The organism is Vibrio olivae, assembly GCF_042428525.1.
GTDB lineage: Bacteria > Pseudomonadota > Gammaproteobacteria > Enterobacterales > Vibrionaceae > Vibrio > Vibrio olivae.
In genome coordinates, this window is sequence record NZ_JBHMEP010000001.1 from 1,937,632 (window position 1) to 1,960,321 (window position 22,690).

Below are 22,690 nucleotides of genomic sequence, written 5' to 3' on the forward strand. Positions count from 1 at the left end.
GCCGCAACTTCGATGAGCTAAGTATCATCGTCACCCTATAACGGTCCCTCTGACCTATGGCCGCACAGCGAACGCCCTACACACAATAATGATTTTCTGGCGGCCATTATTTCTCCTCCTCATTATCCTGCAGCAGTAAGCGCGGGTTCTGTAAGACCAAACTTGCCAAGGTATAGGCTTGACTGGCCAGTGTGTCATTCCATTGTGGCCAGATTCGTTGAATATAACTATTACTCCCTTCCCCAGCGAATAAATAGCTATCGTTAAATGTATCCGCCATTTTCTTGAGTGATTTGCCTTGGTCATCGACCCATTTTCCACGACTAAATCCCGCTTCCACTGACGCCAGTGCTGTTTTGGGAAAATAAGGCAGCGGCTCACTCATGCCTTGGAAATACAGTTCAATCAAAGCTTGTAACCACATTTTCGCTTGCTGGCTATCACTAAGCGGTGGATAACGAAGATGCTCGACGCCTTCTTTACGCGAATAACCGAGAATATGGGTCGGTTTTACAACCCCTGATGCAGCCATCGATAAGTGATCAATCCACGCTGAGAGAATATCTTGTGAACGAATGCCTCCGGTTCGGTAGCGCACCAACCCAGACTGATAATGTTGAGTTAACCAACCTTGTAAACGTACCGGTTTATCCGCCCCTAAAAAGTCAAACTCAAGGTCGATATCTACGTCCTCTTGCGGAGCTTGAGTAATAAACAGCAGTTCATTGAGCAAGTCCTGAATCTGGACCTGATTCGTTTCAAACTCAATCTCACCAAATGCACCATAAGGCAACTTGCCTTGGGCGCGCTGCTGCTCAACGAACTGCTTAGCCACATCATTCAAAGCTTGTGGGGTTTGTTCTGCACTTTGCAAAAAACGCTCAAGCAAAGCATCTCGAATTTGGTAGCTTTGTAAACCATCGAGAGCGAATGGCTCTTCATCTTCCATCACTGGTAACGGAGGTTCAAACACCACTTTTAAGCGGCGGTTAAAGAAATATTGAACAGGCAAACGCCAAAAACGTTGTAACTCGACTAAATCCAGTTCGAACGGGAAGCTTGCCTCGAGCGTAAAATCATCAACGGGCTGTTGAAACTCACCACTCTTTTCTCCGCGGCGATTAACCGCTGGTAACCACTCTTTGGCATAACTCGCACCATCACCGCGAAATGCGTCTGGACTAAAAGGCGTCATCGGATGGTGGGTGGTGAGGTGCGTAACAAGCTTATGCCCTGAGCGGTCAACATCCAGCGATGTATCGCTTGGTAAACAATAGTTCTGCTGACAATACTCCATCAGCTCAGACACCAGCACGGAGGGTACGCGTTCCGTGTTGTCTTGAATTGAGCGCCCGACATAACTGATGTACAGCGCCTGCTGAGCAGACAGCATGGCTTCAAGAAAGAGGTAGCGGTCATCATCACGGCGAGAGCGGTCGCCCGGACGCGTTCTTCCTGTCATCAAATCAAAGCTTTCAGGCGGCATGGAGCGCGGGTACACCCCATCATTCATTCCCAACAAGCAAACGACGCGAAATGGAATAGAACGCATTGGCATTAAGGTACAAAAGTTGACTTGTCCCGCGAGGAAACGTTGACTCACTCGTGTGCCAGAAAGTTTATCTTGTAGGTATTGAGTCACAACCGTAGGTGATAACGGTTGTTGATAGCCCGCATCGCTAAGCTGCTGTTTAAGCTGGGATAACGTATCAGTTATATTTTTTAACGCCAGCTCACCTTCCAGTTCAACAGCAAAAAAATCATCCAGCATTTGGTAGAGCTTATCGCGCCATTCCTCAACAGACTGACTCATCGCCAGAGCTTGATGGTAGTGACTGACAGTCTCTATAAAATGAGCCAATTTACCTGCCAGCTCTGCGCCGAGGCCTTGTACTTCATTATATGGCGCAATTTTTTCACCTTCACGCGTTTCAAAAAGCCCAGCAGATTCCGGCATCGCGTAACCGAGCAACATGCGTTCAATACCAAATTGCCACGTGTTGTGACGATTTGCCGGCAAATCAAACTCTTCCGCCGTTTGAGCATTCAGTCCCCAGCGGATACCTGATGCTTCCACCCATTGTTTGGCCAGTAAAAATTCCTCTTCACTCAAAGCAAAGCGCGCCATTACCGCAGGAATTTCAAGTAGCTCCAGTAACTCAGAAGCCAGGCAACGACTCTGTGGCAAAGCCACAAGTTGCAAAAAAGCATTGAGAATCGGGCTTTCTTGATCGGCGCTGCGATCGGAAATCGAATAAGGAATAAAACGCTCACCTGGCGCATTACCAAATACCGCTTGGATTGCAGGACTGTAAGCATTGATATCCGCGACCATGACAATAATATCGCGCGGTTTGAGGCTAGAGTCACGATCAAACATCGCCAAGAGTTGATCGTGTAAGACTTCGACTTCACGCATTGGCGAATGGCAAGCATGGAGTGTTAATGAGCGATCTTCTTCCGCGATAATTTGCTTATGCTCGCTAGACAGCAAAAGACTATCGTCTTGATGCTGTTCTAAGTTGAGAATATCGGCTTGCAACTGATGCAATAAACAATCACGACTGACATCGACAAACGCTTCAATTTCGTGAGACTCCAACTGTGACAACAAATACATATTGTCACGACCAAGCTTCCCCATTGAGGCCAGTAAACTATTGCCGACCGCATCGGTATGCAGTTCATCCGTTATATTCGCTTCTAATGACCCTTTAAGCTGCTCACTGTGTCCATCAAGTTGTGAGTGATCCTGTTGCCACACCAAGTGTTGACGATGTTTGGCGGCCAAACGCGCTAAATACTTACGATCTCGCACTTCTCCCCAGTAGTAACGGCAAGGGTTAGTGAACATCAGATGGACATCGATATGCTCGCCCATGGCCTTTAACGCATCCATGTAGCGCGGAGGTAGAGACGTAATACCAAAAACAAACAATCTTTCAGGGAAGGCGCTAGGGGGAATCGCCCCTTGTTGTAAACTCTCGATAAAATCTTCGTACAGATTCGCGCGGTGATAAGGCGATTGTCCTTGCGCCACGGTATGGTCATAAAGCGCTTGCCATAAAATCGGCTGCCATGGATGTTGGTCTTCGAGCTCAGCAACACTCTTACCCGCTTCCCACTGCGCGATCCATTCTGGTCGATAAACGAGGTAACCATCGAAAATATCGGCAATTTTTTCCGCTAGTTGATACAGTTTGCCATCGTCTTGATCGTCACGCAGATAGCGCTCAAGAGGAGCAAACTCACTATGCTTGAGCAGTGGAGGCAAAACGTGCATGAGTTTCCAAGTCATCGCCTCTTTATTGAAAGCACTACGCTCAGGCACATCAGGGAGAACATGCGTAAACATTTGCCAAATAAACGTCGCAGGCAGAGGAAATTCAATATTTGCCGCCACTCCAAATTCATTGGCGAGTTCCATTTTCAGCCACTGCGACATACCAGGACTTTGCACCAAAATTCGCTCGGGCTCAAAAGGGTTTTGCAGAGGATTCAAGCGAATCAACTCCACCAGCAAAGATTTGAGAATGTCGACTTGATTTGAGTGATAAACCGTAAACACAGTAGCTTGATGCCTCATGACCAAAATTAGCTCAAGGTTAGCATAGCGCGCCTAGTTTCCAGAGCAAAAACCATTGATGAACCTCGCAAAAGGTTAAGCCCTACTCAGTTACTACCCCATCTTGAACGCGTTTGATCTTCAATCAAACCAGAGTCATAAAACCAACTAAGAATTGGGTTACACTTGTATTATGTTCTTAATTACCTAATTATGAACGCAATACGTTCAGAATATCTAAACAGCATGGCAAACAACATCTCTTTTAAACAGCTCAAAGTCTTTACCGCCATTACTCAACATAAAACCATGACAGCAGCGGCACAAACGCTGTTTTTATCCAAGGCCGCAGTAAGTATGGCACTGGCAGAATTGGAAAAACAAATTGGTCATGCGCTGTTTGATCGCGTCAACAATCGGCTCATTCTCAATCAAGAAGGTCAAAAATTACTTCCGCTGGCCGACGAATTACTGCAGCGCAGTGATGACCTTACCCACTTATTTGACAACACTCATACTCTGGCAGGACAACTGCATATTGGCGCAAGCGATACCATAGGCAATCAAGTTGCGCCTTATTTGCTGAGTGACTTTCGCCGAGAAACTCAACATTTGTCGCAAAGCGTGTTTATCTCCAATTCTGCGTTGATTTGTCAAAAACTGGTAGACTATGAACTCGATCTTGCACTTATTGAAGGTAAAACACTCCACTCTGAATTAATCTCCACCCAGTTTAGTAGCGATGAAATGTGTATTATCTGTAGCTTAAAGCATCCGTTAGCAGGATTAGAGACGATCACGGTCGATCAACTTGAAGCCAGCCAATGGATACTACGAGAGCCAGGCTCTGGCACTCGTGAGTTTTTTCTACGCACCGTCGCACCTCGGCTAGAACATTGGCATGAAGCTTTTGAATTAAATACTACCGAAGCGATCATTAATAGTGTCAGCGCCGGGCTTGGTTTAGCCTGTTTGTCAACGTTGGCAGCAGAAGCAGCGCTCAATGACGGCCGTGTGACTCGGCTTAATGTCCCGCTGGACATGAAACGTCGCTATTGGCTGCTGGTGCACAAGGAAAAATACCAAAGTCCACTGCTTAAACGGTTTATTGAGTTTTGTCAGCAATGGGGGAATTAACCCTCAGCGGGTTCTCATTATTCAGACTTCGGCTGGACTTTTGGTCACCAAAACTGTATAAAAAGACAGTAATTAACTCACGAATTTAAAATCAGAGGATGCACCATGGCTGTAATCGTCAAGTACGTGGTAGAACGTAACGGAGAAGAGAAAATGACTTTTACCTCTAAAGCGGAAGCAGACGCCTATGACAAAATGCTGGATACGGCTGATGAACTGTTTAGCTTACTAGGAAAAAGTGAACTGATCGAAGACGAGACTAAACAAGAAGATTTAGCCATGTTCCTTGCGCAAAACAAAGAAGATTTACTCTACGCGCTGGGAGCAAAACGTAAGCCGACGCCAAAGAAAGCCAAAAAAGTAGCCGCTGTTGAACCTGAGCAACAAGACGACGCTGCATAAATACGAGATAATTCTCTAAGCCCTCGACTGCGAGGGCTTTTTTGTGGCTGATTGACTCTCTTTCCCTAACCCCAATTAAGGCAAACAATGACCTACCAGCTCGAAGTTTGTATTGATAATTTAGAATCTTTGCATCGTGCGCTTAAAGGCGGCGCGACTCGTATTGAACTTTGCTCTTCACTGGCACTTGGCGGCCTAACCCCAAGTGTAGGCATGATGAAACAAGCAGCAAAACATAGCAATGTACCGGTCTACGCGATGATTCGCCCGCGCCAAGGCGACTTTGTGTACGACCAAGATGACCTCGACATGATGGCTGATGACATCCAAGCCGCGAGCGATGCTGGACTACAAGGTGTTGTGCTTGGTCTTCTCACCCCAGAAGGAAACATCGATTCACACAATGCAAGTGCTTTGGTTGCAAAAGCCCATGCGCTTAACCTTGGGGTCACTTTTCATCGTGCGATCGATCACTGCCGTAACGGCCCACAAGCGTTAGAGGCCATCATTAGCTTAGGATGCGAGCGAGTATTGACGTCTGGCCTAGCGCAAGACGTCAATGAGGGCCAAATGATGCTTAGCCAGTTCGTTGAGCAAGCGGCAGGCCGCATTATCGTGATGGCGGGCGCAGGGCTTTCACAGCAGAATGTTGAAACCATCGTCAAGCAGTGCGGTGTGCGTGAAGTCCATCTATCAGGCAAAAGCACTCGAGACTCTGAGATGATTTATCGTGTGCAGCATACTCATATGGGGCAAGATGGTATTGATGACTATAAAATCCCCGTGACAAATCCTCGTCTGATCAATGGCGTTGCCAGTGTTCTCAACACACTATGATAAAACTTAAAACGCCGAGCAAAGCCCGGCGTTTTTGATCACATCAAAGCATACTTACTTAAGTGCGTCATCAATGCTTTGATTGTGACTAAGATGGCGCACGTCTTTCCCCTTTACGAAGTAGATGATGTACTCACAGATATTTTGACATCGGTCACCAACACGCTCTATCGCTCGCGCAGACCACATAACTTGCAGAATGTGAGGGATATTCTTTGGGTCTTCCATCATAAAGGTCATGAGTTGACGAATCACCGCTTCATATTCGGCATCAATTTTATCGTCAATTTTGTAAACCTCGGCTGCTGCATCCACATCCATTCGAGCAAAAGCATCCAAGACTTGATGAAGCATATCAATCGCTTGACGACAAAGGGGTTCAAGGGAAACATTAAACTGCCGCTCTTTCGATGCGGGGCTTTCAATCGCCACGTAAGCGATTTTAGTCGCGACATCACCAATTCGCTCAAGATCAGTAATGGTTTTGATGATCGCCATGATCAGCCTTAGATCTTTGGCTGTCGGCTGGCGTTTAGCGATGATTCGTGTACACGCTTCATCAATCGACACTTCCATACTGTTGACTTTATGATCATCACGTACCACTTTTCTCGCCAATTCGACATCTTCTTTATGCAAGGCTTGCATTGCAAACGACAGTTGCTGCTCGACCAATCCCCCCATGGTTAAAACATGCGTGCGAATCGATTCTAGTTCGACGTTAAATTGTCCGGAAATATGGCGACCAAAATTCATTCTCGTTTGCGACTCCTTCAACAATGTACGAGGTGACGGCGGCGAAAAGCTTAACCGTATCGACCAGTAATGTAGTCTTCTGTTTGTTTTTTCAATGGCGAAGTAAAGATAGAGTCCGTATCTGAGTACTCGATCAACTTTCCCATATGAATAAAGGCAGTATGGTCACTCACCCGTGCGGCTTGTTGCATGTTGTGAGTCACAATCACCACCGTATATTTGGTTTTGAGATCGTTAATCAACTCTTCGATGGTTAACGTTGAAATCGGGTCCAAGGCGGATGTGGGTTCATCAAGAAGCAAAACTTCCGGCTCAATGGCAATCGCTCTGGCAATCACTAAACGCTGCTGCTGACCACCTGACAACCCAAAAGCATTTTCATGTAAGCGATCTTTCACCTCATCCCATAGAGCCGCTGCCCGTAAAGCGCGTTCAACGGCATCGTCCAACGCTCGACTATTCTTTATCCCTTGTAAGCGTAAGCCATAAACAACATTTTCGTAGATCGATTTAGGAAATGGGTTTGGGCGTTGAAAGACCATCCCCACTCGACGCCTTAATGTGGCAACATCGACATTGGGGTGATACACATTTTTACCGTGCAGTTTGACTTTACCTTGGACGCGACAACCTTCCACCAAATCATTCATACGATTAATGCAGCGCAGCAGCGTCGACTTCCCACACCCTGAAGGGCCAATAAATGCGGTCACCTGCCCTTTGGGAATACGCATCGAGATATCACTCAATGCCTGGCTACTTTTATAGAACAAGCTAAGGTCTTCAATCGCAATCGCGGTTTGCTCATCACTTAAATTATTCACATCTAATAGGGCGCCGTAGCCCAATGCTTGATTGACAGAAAACATGGTTAATCTTGCCCTAGCGTTCGATATTTCTCGCGCAAATTGTTGCGAATACTGATAGCGGTGAGGTTCAAACTGATGATCACCGTAACTAATAAAAATGATGTGGCGTACACTAATGGCCGTGCTGCCTCAATATTAGTGGTTTGAAAACCGACATCATAAATGTGAAACCCCAAATGCATGAACTTACGCTCCAAGTGCAAGTAGGGAAATTGTCCGTCGACGGGCAGACTTGAGGCCAGTTTGACCACGCCAACCAGCATTAAAGGCGCGACTTCACCGGCAGCTCGAGCAATCGCCAAGATGAGCCCGGTGATGATCGCAGGGCTTGCCATCGGCAGTACGATGCGCCACATGGTTTCAAACTGCGTCGCCCCCAGCGCCAACGAACCGTGACGCACCGAGGACGGAATGCGAGTTAACCCTTCTTCTGTCGAGACAATAACGACGGGCAGTGTTAATACCGCCAAGGTTAATGCCGACCATAGCAAGCCAGGGGTACCAAACGTTGGAGCCGGCAGCCTTTCGGCATAAAACAGATCATCAATGCTGCCGCCAAGGGTATAGACAAAAAATCCAAGCCCAAAGACACCGTAAACAATGGAAGGAACACCAGCCAAGTTAATCACCGCCACTCGAATAATTCGCGTCATCAACGTATTACGCGCATATTCATGAAGATAGATCGCTGCAACCACACCAAGTGGCATCACGATAATCGACATAATCAACACCAGCAGCACAGTGCCAAACATGGCCGGGAAGACACCGCCTTCGGAATTCGATTCACGCGGAGGTTGAGACAAAAACTTCCAGACTTGTTTTCCCCAGTGGGCCACTTTTTCCATCCCCGACATCTGGTTTGGGAACCAAATGTCCAAGATATTCTCAAGCGCGATGTTTACACGCTGACCATGCATGTCTTTAACCACCAGCACTTGCTTTTCAAGCTCACTGCGTAGGTCATCCACTTGGCGTTCAAAACCAATCAATTGCTCAGTGTAAGTCGCAAGTTGTTGCTGGTATTGAGCTTGATATTCGGGGGTTAAATTATCATTTAATTCTCGGCGCCGTTTTTGTAAACGCAATGTCTCAAGCTGATGGCTGACCACTTCGATGTCTTGGTTGATCACTCGCTCAACTTCCGCTCGAATCACATCAGCATACGCTAATCCAGCCTTCATCGCCGCGACAATATCTTGATGAGACTTTCCTTTCGCATCTCGATACTCTATCGGTAGGCCATAAAAATCACCGTCACGGTTTCGTTCAATGACGGCCCACGCCTCTGGCGTCGATACCTGAGTCACTTCAAAAGCCAATAAAGATACAAAGTCACTGTTGTAGAGCTCTCGGTTAGCAACCTTAATACTTAGCCGTGTGGCCAATCCCTTCTCTTCGATAGCTTTAGGAAGCGCGATATTCATTTCTCGTAAATGGCTAATTGGCACATCTTCTTCTGCATATAGCTGGCCAATTAAGGTATCGCCGTCGCTGTTTTGCCACTGGTACAGCGGAGCCGGCCAGAAAAACGATAGCCCTTTCCAGCCGATAAGCAGGATCAACCCCATCACCGAAAGCAAGCTGACGCTCACTGCGCCTCCCGTTAACCAGATCCAAGGCGCGCCTGACTTAAACCATTTAAACACGGAGCATCACTCCTCGTTGGTTGCTCATGTTATAACGCACGATACCGCTCCCTTAACCGCTGTCGCACCCACTCGGCCAATGAGTTAACGGCAAAAGTGAATACCAATAATAAAAGTGCGGCGAGAAATAGAATTCGATAATGTGAACTGCCCACTTCCGACTCTGGCATCTCAACGGCAATGGTTGCCGACAGAGTGCGCATTCCTTCAAGAATATTCCAATCCATGATTGGAGTATTGCCTGTCGCCATCAGCACTATCATGGTTTCTCCAACCGCTCGGCCAAGCCCCATCATAATGGCTGAAAAGATCCCCGGACTGGCGGTGAGAAGCACAACATGAATCAGTGTTTGCCAAGGGGTCGCTCCAAGCGCCAGAGAGCCATCAGAAAGATGTTTCGGTACTGAAAAAATCGCATCTTCAGCGATAGTAAAAATCGTTGGAATCACCGCAAACCCCATGGCAAAGCCCACCACTAGCGCATTACGTTGATCAAAGTTTATTCCGCTTTCAGCCAAAAAGACGCGAACATCGCCATCAAACAGACAATACTCAATCTCACCGCTATAAGCGACGACCGTTGCGACCACGACACACAGCACAGGCATTAATATCGCCGCATGCCAACCTTTAGGCAGACGGTTTAACCACATCGTTGGTAAACATTGCCAAAGCGCCCCTAGCGCAATCATGGCAATGGGTAATACCACCAGTAAACTCATGACTGCCGCTAAATGACTTTCCACAAAAGGGGCGAACCACAACCCAGCAAGAAAGCCGATGATCACGGTTGGCAAAGCTTCCATAAGCTCAATCGATGGTTTGACGACGCGGCGCATTTTCGGGCTCATAAAATAGGCGGTGTAAATAGCGCCAAACACCGCCGTGGGTACAGCAAACAACATAGCAAACATCGCTGCTTTAAACGTACCAAACGCAATAGGAATCAAACTGAATTTAGCTTCGAACTGCTCGCTCGCCGACGACGTTTGCCAAACATAATCCGCTTCAGGATAGCCTTCGTACCAAACCTTTTGCCACAATGATGATAAGGAGACTTCAGGGAAAGGATTATCAATATAAGCGACATTCAACTGGCCATCGGTCAGTGTCAGCAAGTATTCCTCGTTGCTCGACATCGCCGCCAGTTGCGGCGCTTTTTGATACGCGCGCTTAAACAGCACTAACTTTTCACTGGTGGTGTAATGGCTTTGTATCGTGCCATTTTGGTAGAAGCTGTAAAAACCTTTACGATAGGTATCAGATAATAGCAATTTCAGTTCTGAAGCCAGATGAAACTCACGAATATGAGTCAGTTCACGCTGCCCCGATGTTAAAACGTCGAACCATTGTGAAACCAGACCATCAGAATGAGACACCAATAACGAATATGCGCCGGATAATAAATGCAGCTCCGTCACCGAATGTTTGCGATTGCCTAAGCTCAAATCAACAATCTCTCGTACTCGGTACTGGTCTGCTTGCTGTTTAAATACCAATAGTTGATCACCTTGACGCACATATAGCGTTTGCGCATCTGGCGTCATTAATAACTGATCAACCTTAGCCAGTGGCTTAGACACGGTATAAGACTTGATTGCGCCCTGAGCATCTTGCCATTTGAAACGCAAATAATGATCGTTATACCAACCAACCAACGCGACACGTTGCTGACTATAGGCAAAGCTAAATTGCTTAAGTTGGCTTCCTTCGACATACAGAGACAAGTTGTTCCCTAGCTCTACAATATCAACCGAGGGGGAGAAATGACGCGTTTCCTGGCTCAAAACACTGCGAAGCCGAGGGGCAAACAGTGTCACCTTGCCCGTATTATCAGCAAACGCAAACCAGCCTCTGTCCGGCGTTGTTTGACTCAATAAATACGCATCATTTGTGATTTGTACTGATTTCACTGGCTGGGATGACGAAGAATTTAACGACCAAAAATCCAGTTGGCCTTGTTGAGAAATCACATACGCATTTTCGCCATAGTCGTCGATCCCCATAGCGCTGGGCGCCGAAGTAGAAACAGGATGCGTTCCTTGCCGAGGGGTTAATGTTGCATCCCCAAACAGAGGCAGCACCATCAACAAAAGGTAGATAAATATCAGTAGCAAGGCACCAAGAACGGTTGCGCCCCCCATTGTCACTGCCACTCTCACTAAACGGTCTTTGATTAGCCGTTTGCGATCTTTCTCCTGCAGTGAAAAGTTGGCGTTGGCCATGAAATGCGGTACCTCAAATAAAGCGTTGCTCGATGTCACAATGACTTGATTATTAAAATCCTCAAGATCGAGACAGACAGCGTATAAAACTGCCTACAATATAATATGTCGATAAAGTGACAATTATATTACAGATCGCATTAAACATCTGAAAATCATGCAATAACGAATTGAAATAAAATTGTCACATAAAGCTCTTAACTTGATAGTTCGGTTCCAAACTTTCAAGCAGACATTTTTCTGCCAACAGTCGTGCCCAACCACCAAGTGTCATACAAATTGGTGGTTTATCATCATGAAAAATTCTTCACCATCAATGCGGAGGCATCACCTCCTTGAACGTCTTCAGGCAAGGACAGGCATGAGTACGGAAAAATTATACATAGAAAAAGAGCTAAGCTGGCTATCGTTTAACGAACGCGTGTTACAAGAGGCGGCAGACAAAAGTGTGCCGATCATTGACCGTATTCGATTTTTAGGCATTTTTTCTAACAACCTTGATGAATTCTACAAAGTCCGTTTTGCCGATGTAAAAAGGCGCATCATGATCAGCCAAGAGCGCGGTGGAAGCAATAGCGCCAAGCACTTGCTGAGTAAAATGCAGTCAAAAGCATTTAAATTAAATGAGCGATTTGATGAACTCTATTCAGAGCTGATTCGGGAAATGGCACGCCGCCGAATTTTTTTGGTTAACGAAACCCAGTTAAACGAGTATCAGCAGCAATGGGTGCGTGACTACTTTCGCCGTGAGGTTATCCCGCACATTACTCCTTTGCTGATCAACAAAGATACTGATGTTCTGCAATTTCTCAAAGACGAATATGCCTACATCGCCGTCGACTTGCAGCATCAGGATCACTCGCAATACGCCTTAGTCGAGATTCCAACCGACCACCTGCCCCGGTTTGTTATGGTGCCTGAACCGAAAGGACGGCGACGCAAAACCATCATCTTGCTGGATAACATCATTCGCTACTGTCTCGATGAACTGTTCAGGGCTTTCTTTGACTATCAGCAGCTTAACGGCTATGCCATCAAAATGACCCGTGATGCGGAGTACGACTTAAGCAACGAAGTTGAACATAGTCTGCTTGAACAAATGTCTGAAGGGTTAAGCCAGCGACTGACAGCGATGCCTGTACGCTTTATCTATGAACGTGAAATGCCCAGTGAAATGTTGGCTTTCCTGTGTGAGAAATTGCAGATCTCTCACTACGACAGCCTCATTCCCGGCGGGCGTTACCATAATTTTAAAGATTTCATCGGGTTTCCTAATGTCGGCCGAGACTACCTAGAGTACAAACCGATTCCGCCATTACGTTGCAGTGACTTCATTGGCTACGCCAACAGCTTTGATGCCATCAGCGCTCGCGATATTTTACTCCACTATCCATACCATACCTTTGAACACATCACAGAGCTTGTTCGCCAAGCCTCATTTGACCCGAGAGTGCTCGGAATTAAAATCAATGTGTATCGCGTGGCCAAAGATTCACGGCTAATGAACTCCCTGATCGATGCCGCGCACAATGGAAAAAAAGTCACCGTGGTGGTCGAGCTTCAGGCGCGCTTTGATGAAGAAGCCAACATCGAATGGGCTCGTATTCTCACCGACGCAGGCGTGCACGTTGTGTTCGGAGCTCCGGGGCTCAAAATTCATTCTAAGTTACTACTAATCAGTCGACGTGAAGACGACCAAATTAAGCGTTACGCACACATAGGGACAGGGAACTTTCACGAGAAAACCGCACGTATCTACACTGATTTTTCGTTGCTAACAGCTGATCCTGAAATTACCAGCGAAGTACGTAACGTCTTTGGCTACATCGAAAACCCCTATCAGCCAGTACATTTTAACCATCTGATTGTGTCACCACGCAATTCCAGAATGCAGCTTTACCATTTGATTGATTCCGAAACCGCCAATGCTCGCGCAGGGAAAAAATCAGCGATAACGCTTAAAGTCAATAACTTAGTTGATAAGGGGCTGATCAACAAACTGTATTCAGCCAGCAGTGCAGGCGTCAAAATCAAGATGATCGTACGCGGCATGTGTTCTTTAGTACCCGGCGTCGAAGGCTTTAGTGAAAACATCAAAGTCATCAGTATTGTTGATCGCTTTCTCGAGCATCCGCGAGTGCTAATAACTCATAACAACGGCGACCCGATTGTCTATATTTCCTCAGCGGATTGGATGACTCGCAACATCGATTATCGGATCGAAGTCGCAGCGCCAGTACGAGATCCATTATTAAAACAACGCATTATTGATATTATCAACTTACACTTTATTGATACGGTTAAAGCTCGCTACATTGATAAAGAGATGACCAATCGTTACGTTCCTCGTGGCAACCGTAAAAAAGTGCGTTCACAAATGGCCATTTATGACTACCTCAAACAGGTAGAAAAACAGACATTAAAACTCAGAGAGCAATCGCAAAAGCATGACATCTGATTCAGAACCCCGTTACATCGCCGCCATCGATCTTGGCTCAAATAGCTTTCATATGGTGGTTGCGCGTGTCGTTGGTCAAGACTTGCAACTCATAAGTCGTCACAAACAACGTGTCCGCCTTGCATCGGGCTTAGATGCACAGAATAACCTCGACAATGCCGCGATAGAGCGTGGTTTAGAGTGCCTCGCCATGTTTGCCGAGAGGCTGCAAGGCTTTGATGAAGAGAACGTTCGTATTGCGGCAACGCACACCTTGCGCCAAGCCAGTAATGCCCATCTGTTTATTCAGCGAGCACAACAAGTATTGCCCTTTGCGATCGAAATCATTCCCGGCGTAGAGGAAGGACGGCTTATCTATTCTGGTGTGGCCCATACGCAGCCAGAATCGGACTCAAAGTTGGTCATCGACATTGGTGGTGGCAGTACTGAGATTGTCATTGGTCAAGGATTTGAAGCCGAGTTGGTGAACAGCAAGCAGATGGGTTGCGTCAGTTACACTAACCGCTTTTTTGCCAATGAAAAACTGTCGAAAAAGAACTTTGCAAAAGCCTCACTCGCCGCCGAGCAAAAGCTTGAATCCTTAGCGCATCAATATCGAAAACATGGTTGGGATATTGCTTTTGGCTCTTCAGGTACGGCAAAAGCCATTCGCGATGTACTCATCGGGCTTGGTCATGAAGACGGCCAAATTACCGCAAAGCGACTCGAAGAGTTAATCGATACACTGTGTAAGTGGTCCACCATCGAGGAGATTGAACTCGATGGGTTAACCCCAGAGCGTAAGCCTGTTTTTGCCGCCGGTGTCGCGATTTTACAGGCGATATTCAGCAGTTTAAAAATCGACACTCTGCACTTCTCAGAAGGCGCATTGCGTGAAGGTTTGCTGTACGAGATGGAAGATCGCTTTAAACGCACTGACATTCGTATGCGAACCACAGAATCTTTAGCCAATAAACACTTTGTCGATTTAGATCATGCCGCCAAAATCAAAGGCCAAGCCAGTGAGTTCTTTGAACAAATTCATAAAAAAATTGGCATCAGTAAAAAGAATCAACTTTCGGACTTATTGCAGTGGAGCGCACTGTTGCATGAAGTTGGCTTGAGTATCAGTTTACAGGCGTTTCATCGTCACTCTGCCTATATCTTGCAACATACTACGATGCCAGGTTTTAACCGCGAGCAACAGCGCGTGTTAGCCATGCTTGTGCGCTTTCAGCGTAAGTCCCTCAAGTTAAAAGAGATGGATGATTTTTCCCTCTACAAGAAAAAGGACATCATTAATCTGATTCGCATTTTACGCTTGGCCATTTTGCTCAATGGTCAACGTAATGACGACCCTTTACCGCCCTTAAAACTGAAAGTGGATGGTGATCAGTGGACCTTAACCAGCACCGACGAAAATTGGCTTGAAAACAACAAATTGCTCAACGCGGACTTACAAACCGAGCAAGAATATTGGCGCAATGTTGAGTGGACACTGAAGTTTTAAACCGCCATGCGATTACTCAATGCCTACTTTACTGAGTTCTTGCTGAGCAAAGTCGCCAGACACCGACACATAACCATCCTTTTCAACCAAAGCCTGGCCTTGGTTTGAAAAGATAAACCGAATAAATTCACGCTGAATGGGCGTTAAAGGTTGATTAGGATGTTTATTCACATACACATACAGGTAGCGAGCGAGCGGGTATTCCCCGGATAAAATATGCTTGCGTGTTGGTTTCACGTATTGATTTCCCTGCTTGGCGATAGGCAGCAATTTTACGCCAGTCACTTTATACCCAACGCCTGAGTAACCGATACTGTTTATCGAAGACGCAACGGACTGCACTACTGACGCAGAACCGGGCTGTTCGTTGACGTTAGCTTTGAAATCCCCGCCACACAACGCATTTTGTTTAAAATACCCATACGTGCCGGATACCGAATTACGGCCAAAGAGCTGCACGCTGCGTTTGGCCCACTCGAGATCAACACCCAGTTGTGACCAATGCTCAATCGGTTTGACCGCGCCGCAGCGCAGCGTGGCCGAGAATAAACCGTCCAATTGCTTAAAGTTAAGCCCTTTAATCGGGTTGTCTCGGTGAACAAAGACGCCAATGGCGTCAATCGCCACACGTAACGCCGTTGGCTTGTAGCCATGCTCACGCTCGAAAGCTTCGATTTCACGGTGCTTCATTGGCCGACTCATCGGGCCAAACTGCGCGGTACCTTCCGTTAGCGCTGGCGGCGCCGTTGACGACCCAGAGGCTTGCACTTGACCATTAATACTCGGATAGAGGTGTTTAAACTCTTCAACCCATAATGTTGTCATGCCAGCTAAGGTGTCTGAACCAACACTGGTTAAGCTGCCCGAAATACCCGGCACTTTCTGGTAATCAGTTAAAAATTTAGCTTGAGCAAAAGGTGCTGAGCAAATCAGGGCGACAAGTGCCGCTGCACGACGGTGACGATACTTCAAGCCATCCCCTTATTGGTTGACGATTAAGCGACGCGGCAGTACAAATGAAAACTGACTCCCCACGCCCACTTCACTGTGAATTTCAAGGTGAGAATCATGATGGGATAGCGCATGTTTCACAATCGCTAACCCCAACCCGCTGCCACCGGTATCTCTTGACCGCGCTTTATCAACCCGATAAAAACGCTCGGTTAAACGATGAATATGTTGTGGTTCAATACCATCGCCGCTGTCCTTCACTTCAAGACAAGCGCCTTGCGGACCTTTAAACCAGCGAACATGAATATTGGCACCTGAAGGCGTGTACTTGACTGCGTTATACACCAAATTCGAGATAGCGCTACGCAGCTGATCTTCATCCGCTAAAACCTTCAATTCATCATCAATATCAAAATGAATCTGATGCTGATGTTCGCCGCTTAAGCTTATCGCCTCTTTTTCCAACACTTCAAGCATGGCCGGAACATCCACCACATCTTCCAATTCATGCATTGGTGCCGCTTCAATTTTTGACAACGTCAGAAGTTGATTCACCAAGCTGTTCATTCGGTTTAATTGTTCTGTCATCACACCATGGGCTTTGGGCCACATCGGCCCGACCACCATTTCGGGATCTTCGGTCATTTCTAAATAACCTTGCAGTACCGTCATTGGGGTACGTAATTCATGTGAGACATTAGCAAAGAAGTTGCGTCGCATGCCTTCAAGCTGCTTCACCTGAGTAACATCACGCACAACCATCAAATGTTCCCCTTCGGTATACGGAACAATTCGCAGCTCTAGCGATCGCTCGACATTAAGCGGCGAGCGCATTTCCAGCGGCTGAGAGTAGTCTTGTTTGCTCAGGTACTTAATGAAATCGGGCGTGCGAATCAGGTTGGAAATTGGCTGACCTGAATCATCAGGCCAATGAAAACCAAGTAAATGTTGCGCCAAACGGTTACACCATACGATGTTACCTTCACTGCGAAACACCACGACAGCATCGGGTAAGGATTCTGCACCATTACGAAAGCGACGAATTAAGTTGGTGAGTTCTTTACGCTTGCGACGTTGACGCTGCTGTAATCGGTATATGCCATTGAACAGATGTTCCCAGTTGCCACTGCCTGACGGCGGAGTTAGGCGTTTTTCATCCCATAGCCATGCAGAAAGGCGCACTTGATTGCTCAAGTGCCAAATCAACTGAATCACCGTTGCCGTCAGCAAAAGCCAAGGCATGTACCCGAACAACCACCCAACGATAACCCAAGGGGCGTAAAAAAAAGCCAGCCCCCAGGCCAGCTTTTTCCAAGTTAACCTTTCAACCACTTACCTCTCCATTGATGGTTAAGCTTTTGTCGAAAAACGGTAGCCTGCGCCGCGTACCGTTTGAATCAATTTATTATGTCCCGCCAATTCTAGCGCTTTGCGTAAGCGCCGAATATGAACATCAACCGTGCGATCTTCGACGTAAACATTGGTGCCCCACACATTATTCAGCAGCTGTTCGCGACTGTAGACACGCTCTTGGTGAGTCATGAAGAAATGCAGCATTTTGAATTCAGTCGGCCCCATATCAAGAGGCGACTCATTTGCTGTAACGCGATGAGAGACAGGATCCAATTTCAAACCTTGCACATCAATAACATCTTCAAGTGCGGTTGGCGTTACGCGGCGAATCACGGCTTTTAAACGGGCCACCAGCTCTTTGGGTGAGAATGGCTTGGTGATGTAGTCATCGGCTCCCACTTCGAGCCCACGAACTTTATCTTCTTCTTCACCACGAGCCGTTAGCATAACAACAGGAATGTTGCGCGTTAGCTCTTCACGTTTCATGTGCTTGATAAAGTTAATCCCACTACCACCAGGTAACATCCAGTCAAGTAAAACCAGATCAGGAAAGGGTTCAGCAAGTTTGGTCACCGCGCTGTCATAATCTTCCGCTTCGATTGCGTGATAACCTTTCTGTTCAAGAACAAAGCACAACATTTCACGGATAGGTGCTTCATCTTCAACGACCAGAATCCTTCTCGACATAATTAAGGAACCTTTTTAGTTAAGTGTTCTGAATTTCTTTCAGTTATAAGCCTTTGCCAACACTACGCATTATCACTAGCAATTATGACACTTTTGTGACCTTTGCAAACAAATTTTCATATAACTGTCGTCACGAGTACCAACAAACTTCACATCTTTTCATCAGTAATTTACCGAGTTTTTTCTGCGTTGGTAACTTTGAGTGTTAAGCCCAGAATTTGAAATTCCATTAACACATGACCGTCAAAATTGCCTATCATTGCGCTTCTGTATTTCGCTATGAGAAGAATTATGTGGTTTAAAAATTGTCTGGTATATCGTTTTAATCGCGATATTGAATTTAATGCTGAGCAACTAGAAAAGCAGTTAGAAGAATTTCGCTTTACGCCTTGTGGTAGCCAAGACAAACAAAAATTCGGTTGGGTGACCGCATTGGGTAAACACGGCGACATGATGACGCATGTGTCAGAAAACCGCATTCTTATCTGTGCCAAAAAAGAAGAGAAAATGCTGCCAGCACAGGTAATTAAAGAGTCACTCTCGACGAAAGTCGATGCTATGGAAGCAGAGGAAGGCCGCCCTCTTAAAAAAACCGAGAAAGATACGCTAAAAGAAGACATCATCATGGACTTGTTGCCACGCGCCTTTAGCCGTAGCAGCCACAGCTTTGTGTTAATTATGCCTGAACAAGGGTTTATCTTGGTGGATGCAGGCAGCTTTAAAAAAGCGGAAGAAGTCTTAGCGCTGTTGCGTAAAACCATGGGAAGCCTGCCTGTCGTTCCTGCGATTCCGGAACAAGCGATCGAAACCACCCTCACAGAGTGGGTCAAAACGGGTGATGCACCAACTGGTTTAACGCTTCAAGATGAAGCCGAACTCAAATCCTTGCTAGAAGATGGTGGTGTGATTCGCTGTAAGAATCAAGAATTGACCTGTGATGAAATTTTGAGCCACATCCATGCAGATAAAGTCGTCACCAAATTGGCTTTGAGTTGGGAAGATCGTCTAGAGTTCGTACTTACTGAAGATGGCAGCATCAAGCGCCTGAAATTCTCAGATGACATCAAAGACCAAAATGAAGATATTCCCCGTGAAGATCAAGCGGCACGCCTCGATGCCGATTTGTCTTTGATGTGTGGCGAGTTTAGCGCTTTCTTGCCGAGCTTGTATCAAGCGTTGGGTGGATTGCCTGCTCAAAGTGAATAATACCTGACCTTCTCCAAAGCCCGCCAACGCGGGCTTTTTTGTTTCTTACCGCCACAAAGCCTTAAAATTAGTCCGTGTTTAATCTGGTCAGCGGTCACGTTTTGACGTAAAATTTGCGCCCTTTCTAATCCCATTAGGTGGGATTAGCCTGACTTGAGATCAGATTAGAGATACCACAATGACAACCCAAACTCCTTTTGTGCCTGAGCTATTGTCTCCGGCAGGCAGCTTAAAAAACATGCGTTACGCGTTTGCCTATGGTGCTGATGCGGTTTACGCCGGGCAACCACGTTACAGCTTGCGTGTACGTAACAACGAATTCAACCACGAAAACCTACAGATCGGCATCGATGAAGCCCACGCTTTAGGTAAGAAGTTTTACGTGGTGTGTAACATTCAGCCACATAACTCAAAGCTCAAAACGTTCATTCGCGACCTAAAACCTGTTGTTGATATGGGTCCAGATGCCCTGATTATGTCCGATCCTGGTCTTATCATGATGGTTCGTGAAGCCTTCCCTGATATGTCAATTCACCTGTCCGTACAAGCCAACGCGGTGAACTGGGCAACGGTAAAATTCTGGGCGGCGAATGGTGTTGAACGTGTGATTGTCTCTCGTGAACTCTCACTTGAAGAAATCGAAGAAATTCGTCAGCACTGTCCTGAAACCGAACTCGAAGTGTTCGTTCATGGTGCGCTTTGTATGGCCTACTCTGGCCGTTGCTTACTCTCAGGTTACATCAACAAACGAGATCCAAACCAAGGAACTTGCACCAACGCGTGTCGCTGGGAATACAAAGTAGAAAAAGGCAAAGAAGACGACGCTGGTCAAATTGTCGAGCAGTTTGATCCCTCTGCAGCACAAGCGATTGAAGTGCAAGAACAGCGTCCAGACAATACCATCGGCCTTGGTAAACCAAGTGATGAAGTGGTATTGCTTTCAGAAAGCCATCGCCCAGAAGAAAAAATGGCGGCGTTTGAAGATGAACACGGCACTTACATCATGAACTCTAAAGATTTACGTGCAATTCAACACGTAGACCGTTTGACAAAAATGGGGGTTCACTCACTCAAAATTGAAGGCCGTACCAAGTCGTTCTACTACTGTGCTCGTACTGCGCAAGTGTATCGTCAGGCAATTGATGATGCCGTTGCAGGCAAACCATTTGATGAAAGCCTAATGAGTACACTGGAAAGCCTTGCTCACCGCGGATATACCGAAGGTTTCTTACGTCGTCATACTCATGATACGTACCAAAACTACGATTACGGTTATTCCGTTTCAGACTCTCAGCAGTTTGTCGGTGAGTTTACAGGCAAGCGCCGTGGTGATTTGGCCGAAGTTGAAGTGAAGAATAAATTTTTGGTGGGTGATAGCCTTGAGTTAATGACACCAAAAGGTAACGTAATCTTCACGCTAGAAGCGATGGAGAACCGCAAATCACAAGCGGTCGAGGACGCCAAAGGCAACGGCCACTTTGTGTTTATTCCTGTTCCACAAGAGTTGGACTTGGAATATGCATTATTGATGCGTAACCTCAACTTAGGTCAGGATACGCGTAACCCAACAGGCAAATAATTATGGCATTGTTGATTACCGATAAATGCACCAACTGCGATATGTGCGATCCGGAATGTCCGAATGGCGCGATCTCTATGGGTGACTCTATCTTTGAAATAGACCCTGACCTGTGTACTGAATGCAAAGGTCACTATGAAAAGCCAACGTGCCAATCGGTGTGCCCTATTAGCAAATGTATTATCACCGATCCCAATCATTTGGAAACCGAAGAGCAATTGCTTGAGAAATTTGTGATTATTCAGGGCCTCGCTTAACGCCATCCTCACTCGTAAAAAGCGCCAGTTTCTACTGGCGCTTTTTTTATGCTTAATGGGCAACTCGACTCAATAACGCTCGACACATCGCTGGCAGGGTTGGCGGTTTTCGCTTTTTCGGTTTGGCGGTCACAACTTTCGGTGGCGATTCAATCTTTGGCTTAGGTTTCCAGCTAGCAAGCTCCGCTCCACAACCATCTCCCTTAGGGGGAGGAGCTTGGTTGTGACATAAAAAATCCCCTTTCGGACAGGTCAGCCTTACATGGAAATGGTAATTATGCCCCCACCACGGTCGTACCTTACGCAGCCACAACCGCTCGCCCCCGGTGGCGCTTTCCTCAGCACATAATTGCTGTTTGATCACCGGATGAACGAAAATTCGCGCCACTTGAGGCTCACTGGCTGCCATTTTAATTAATTCAAAATGCTGGGACTGCCATTTATCTGATCGCAATTGGTAAGCGGGCACATTGACGACACTGTAAGGGGTTGGAACGGCAAGTTGATTTACACTAAGCGGTTTGGAGGCAAGGCGCAGCCAAATATCGACATCAAGCCCCGTTTGGTGACTGGAGTGTCCAGATGAAAAACGCCCCCCTTGCGCCAGTGACATATCCCCCACCAAAATTTGTACGCCAAGCTGCTGCTGAGCTTGTTTGGCCAGTTTCTCAACCAGAGCAATGGTTGAAGCATGCCCATAATAACGGTGATGTTGAGGGCGCAAAACTTGATACCCCTCGCCTTTCAAAGGCAAACGTTGAGCACCAGCTATGCAGCCATTGGCGTAACCACCGATCGCTTGTAGTTTGTCATCGGACGGAGCGCTCATATGCTCCCACGGCGTATCTGCCGCATGAGCAAAGCTAAACCATGACAAGGCGCCCCACACTACACTCGCGCATTTCCACCTTGCCATGTTGTCTCCTTATGAGCCGTAGTGTTGGCCATTATCGTAGTAGTCACTGCCATTTAAGGGCGTGAAAATAACCGCAACATCGAGATCACTGCCAAACACATCACGTACTTGGCGCGTTACTATTTCGGCGACCGCGTTTTTCGTCTTTTGCCCGCGGTCAAACCATAAAATTTCAACAAAAGGATAAGCTTGAGTCACTTTCCCTTCGTGATAAAACGTAGTGTAGATGTATTCAAAGGTAAAATCCTCACGTGGGCACTGCATATGCGGCTCAAGCTCATCAATGAGAGATTTAGAAAGAAGTTGAACCATTTGTGGCTCAACTGCGCGAAAACGTAGATGTGGCATGACAAG

At 46.7% G+C, this 22,690-nt stretch carries 18 protein-coding genes; 8 read left to right on the forward strand and 10 right to left on the reverse strand.

Annotation, left to right across the window (positions count from 1 at the left end; all coding sequences use genetic code 11):
- Positions 1-106: 106 nt before the first annotated feature.
- A complete protein-coding gene (gene recC / locus ACFFUV_RS08985; protein ID WP_390191373.1) occupies positions 107-3,568 on the reverse strand; it encodes an exodeoxyribonuclease V subunit gamma in 3,462 nt (1,153 codons plus the stop codon).
- A 243-nt stretch (positions 3,569-3,811) separates the two neighbouring features.
- On the opposite strand from recC, the gene ACFFUV_RS08990 reads away from it, so the two are divergent.
- The 3 genes from ACFFUV_RS08990 to ACFFUV_RS09000 all read left to right on the forward strand — a co-directional run bounded on the left by ACFFUV_RS08990 (position 3,812) and on the right by ACFFUV_RS09000 (position 5,941).
- Positions 3,812-4,702 (forward strand): LysR family transcriptional regulator, encoded by an 891-nt coding sequence (locus ACFFUV_RS08990; RefSeq protein WP_390191919.1) that lies wholly within the window; start codon positions 3,812-3,814, stop codon positions 4,700-4,702.
- A gap of 105 nt (positions 4,703-4,807) precedes the next feature.
- Positions 4,808-5,104, forward strand: coding sequence for a YebG family protein (locus ACFFUV_RS08995; protein ID WP_390191374.1), 297 nt, complete (start codon positions 4,808-4,810; stop codon positions 5,102-5,104).
- 87 nt (positions 5,105-5,191) lie between these two features.
- Positions 5,192-5,941, forward strand: coding sequence for a copper homeostasis protein CutC (locus ACFFUV_RS09000; protein ID WP_390191375.1), 750 nt, complete (start codon positions 5,192-5,194; stop codon positions 5,939-5,941).
- Positions 5,942-5,995: 54 nt separating this feature from the next.
- Here the strand turns inward: ACFFUV_RS09000 and phoU are convergent, their stop codons facing one another.
- Genes phoU through ACFFUV_RS09020 form a run of 4 tightly spaced genes read right to left on the reverse strand, consistent with a single transcriptional unit; the run spans position 5,996 to position 11,440 of the window.
- Positions 5,996-6,697, reverse strand: coding sequence for a phosphate signaling complex protein PhoU (gene phoU / locus ACFFUV_RS09005; protein ID WP_390191377.1), 702 nt, complete (start codon positions 6,695-6,697; stop codon positions 5,996-5,998).
- A 50-nt stretch (positions 6,698-6,747) separates the two neighbouring features.
- The gene (gene pstB / locus ACFFUV_RS09010; protein WP_390191379.1) at positions 6,748-7,566 is read right to left on the reverse strand and encodes a phosphate ABC transporter ATP-binding protein PstB; all 819 of its coding nucleotides are present in this window, start codon (positions 7,564-7,566) and stop codon (positions 6,748-6,750) included.
- 2 nt (positions 7,567-7,568) lie between these two features.
- Entirely contained in the window at positions 7,569-9,215 is a 1,647-nt protein-coding gene (pstA, locus tag ACFFUV_RS09015) for a phosphate ABC transporter permease PstA (RefSeq protein WP_390191381.1), read from the reverse strand.
- Between the two features lie 29 nt (positions 9,216-9,244).
- Positions 9,245-11,440 (reverse strand): ABC transporter permease subunit, encoded by a 2,196-nt coding sequence (locus ACFFUV_RS09020; RefSeq protein WP_390191383.1) that lies wholly within the window; start codon positions 11,438-11,440, stop codon positions 9,245-9,247.
- 361 nt (positions 11,441-11,801) lie between these two features.
- Here ACFFUV_RS09020 and ppk1 point away from each other — a divergent pair, with 361 nt between their 5' ends.
- Together ppk1 and ppx are read left to right on the forward strand one after the other, a co-directional pair.
- Complete coding sequence (ppk1, locus tag ACFFUV_RS09025; RefSeq protein WP_390191385.1) at positions 11,802-13,898, forward strand: polyphosphate kinase 1; 2,097 nt, start codon at positions 11,802-11,804, stop codon at positions 13,896-13,898.
- Entirely contained in the window at positions 13,888-15,387 is a 1,500-nt protein-coding gene (gene ppx, locus ACFFUV_RS09030) for an exopolyphosphatase (RefSeq protein ID WP_390191388.1), read from the forward strand. The genes ppk1 and ppx overlap by 11 nt, the downstream gene beginning before the upstream one ends.
- Positions 15,388-15,399: 12 nt before the next feature.
- Here the strand turns inward: ppx and ACFFUV_RS09035 are convergent, their stop codons facing one another.
- Genes ACFFUV_RS09035 through phoB form a run of 3 tightly spaced genes read right to left on the reverse strand, consistent with a single transcriptional unit; the run spans position 15,400 to position 18,378 of the window.
- A complete protein-coding gene (locus tag ACFFUV_RS09035) occupies positions 15,400-16,320 on the reverse strand; it encodes a PstS family phosphate ABC transporter substrate-binding protein (RefSeq protein ID WP_390191921.1) in 921 nt (306 codons plus the stop codon).
- Positions 16,321-16,368: 48 nt separating this feature from the next.
- Positions 16,369-17,670, reverse strand: coding sequence for a phosphate regulon sensor histidine kinase PhoR (gene phoR / locus ACFFUV_RS09040; RefSeq protein WP_390191391.1), 1,302 nt, complete (start codon positions 17,668-17,670; stop codon positions 16,369-16,371).
- A gap of 18 nt (positions 17,671-17,688) precedes the next feature.
- Complete coding sequence (phoB, locus tag ACFFUV_RS09045) at positions 17,689-18,378, reverse strand: phosphate regulon transcriptional regulator PhoB (RefSeq protein ID WP_390191394.1); 690 nt, start codon at positions 18,376-18,378, stop codon at positions 17,689-17,691.
- A 291-nt stretch (positions 18,379-18,669) separates the two neighbouring features.
- Between phoB and rdgC the strand changes: the two genes are divergently transcribed.
- From rdgC to ACFFUV_RS09060, 3 genes are all read left to right on the forward strand, one after another.
- On the forward strand, positions 18,670-19,584 hold the full coding sequence (gene rdgC / locus ACFFUV_RS09050; protein ID WP_390191395.1) for a recombination-associated protein RdgC: 915 nt from the start codon (positions 18,670-18,672) through the stop codon (positions 19,582-19,584).
- Between the two features lie 178 nt (positions 19,585-19,762).
- Positions 19,763-21,163 carry a prephenate-dependent tRNA uridine(34) hydroxylase TrhP gene (gene trhP / locus ACFFUV_RS09055; RefSeq protein ID WP_390191396.1) on the forward strand — a complete coding sequence of 467 codons (1,401 nt, stop codon included), beginning with the start codon at positions 19,763-19,765 and terminating at the stop codon, positions 21,161-21,163.
- 2 nt (positions 21,164-21,165) lie between these two features.
- Positions 21,166-21,420, forward strand: a complete 255-nt coding sequence (locus ACFFUV_RS09060; RefSeq protein WP_390191398.1) for a YfhL family 4Fe-4S dicluster ferredoxin — start codon at positions 21,166-21,168, stop codon at positions 21,418-21,420.
- Positions 21,421-21,472: 52 nt separating this feature from the next.
- On the opposite strand, the gene mepA is transcribed toward ACFFUV_RS09060, so the two are convergent.
- Together mepA and ACFFUV_RS09070 are read right to left on the reverse strand one after the other, a co-directional pair.
- On the reverse strand, positions 21,473-22,336 hold the full coding sequence (gene mepA, locus ACFFUV_RS09065; protein ID WP_390191400.1) for a penicillin-insensitive murein endopeptidase: 864 nt from the start codon (positions 22,334-22,336) through the stop codon (positions 21,473-21,475).
- 9 nt (positions 22,337-22,345) lie between these two features.
- Positions 22,346-22,684, reverse strand: a complete 339-nt coding sequence (locus tag ACFFUV_RS09070; protein ID WP_390191401.1) for a tautomerase family protein — start codon at positions 22,682-22,684, stop codon at positions 22,346-22,348.
- Between the last annotated feature and the right edge of the window lie 6 nt (positions 22,685-22,690).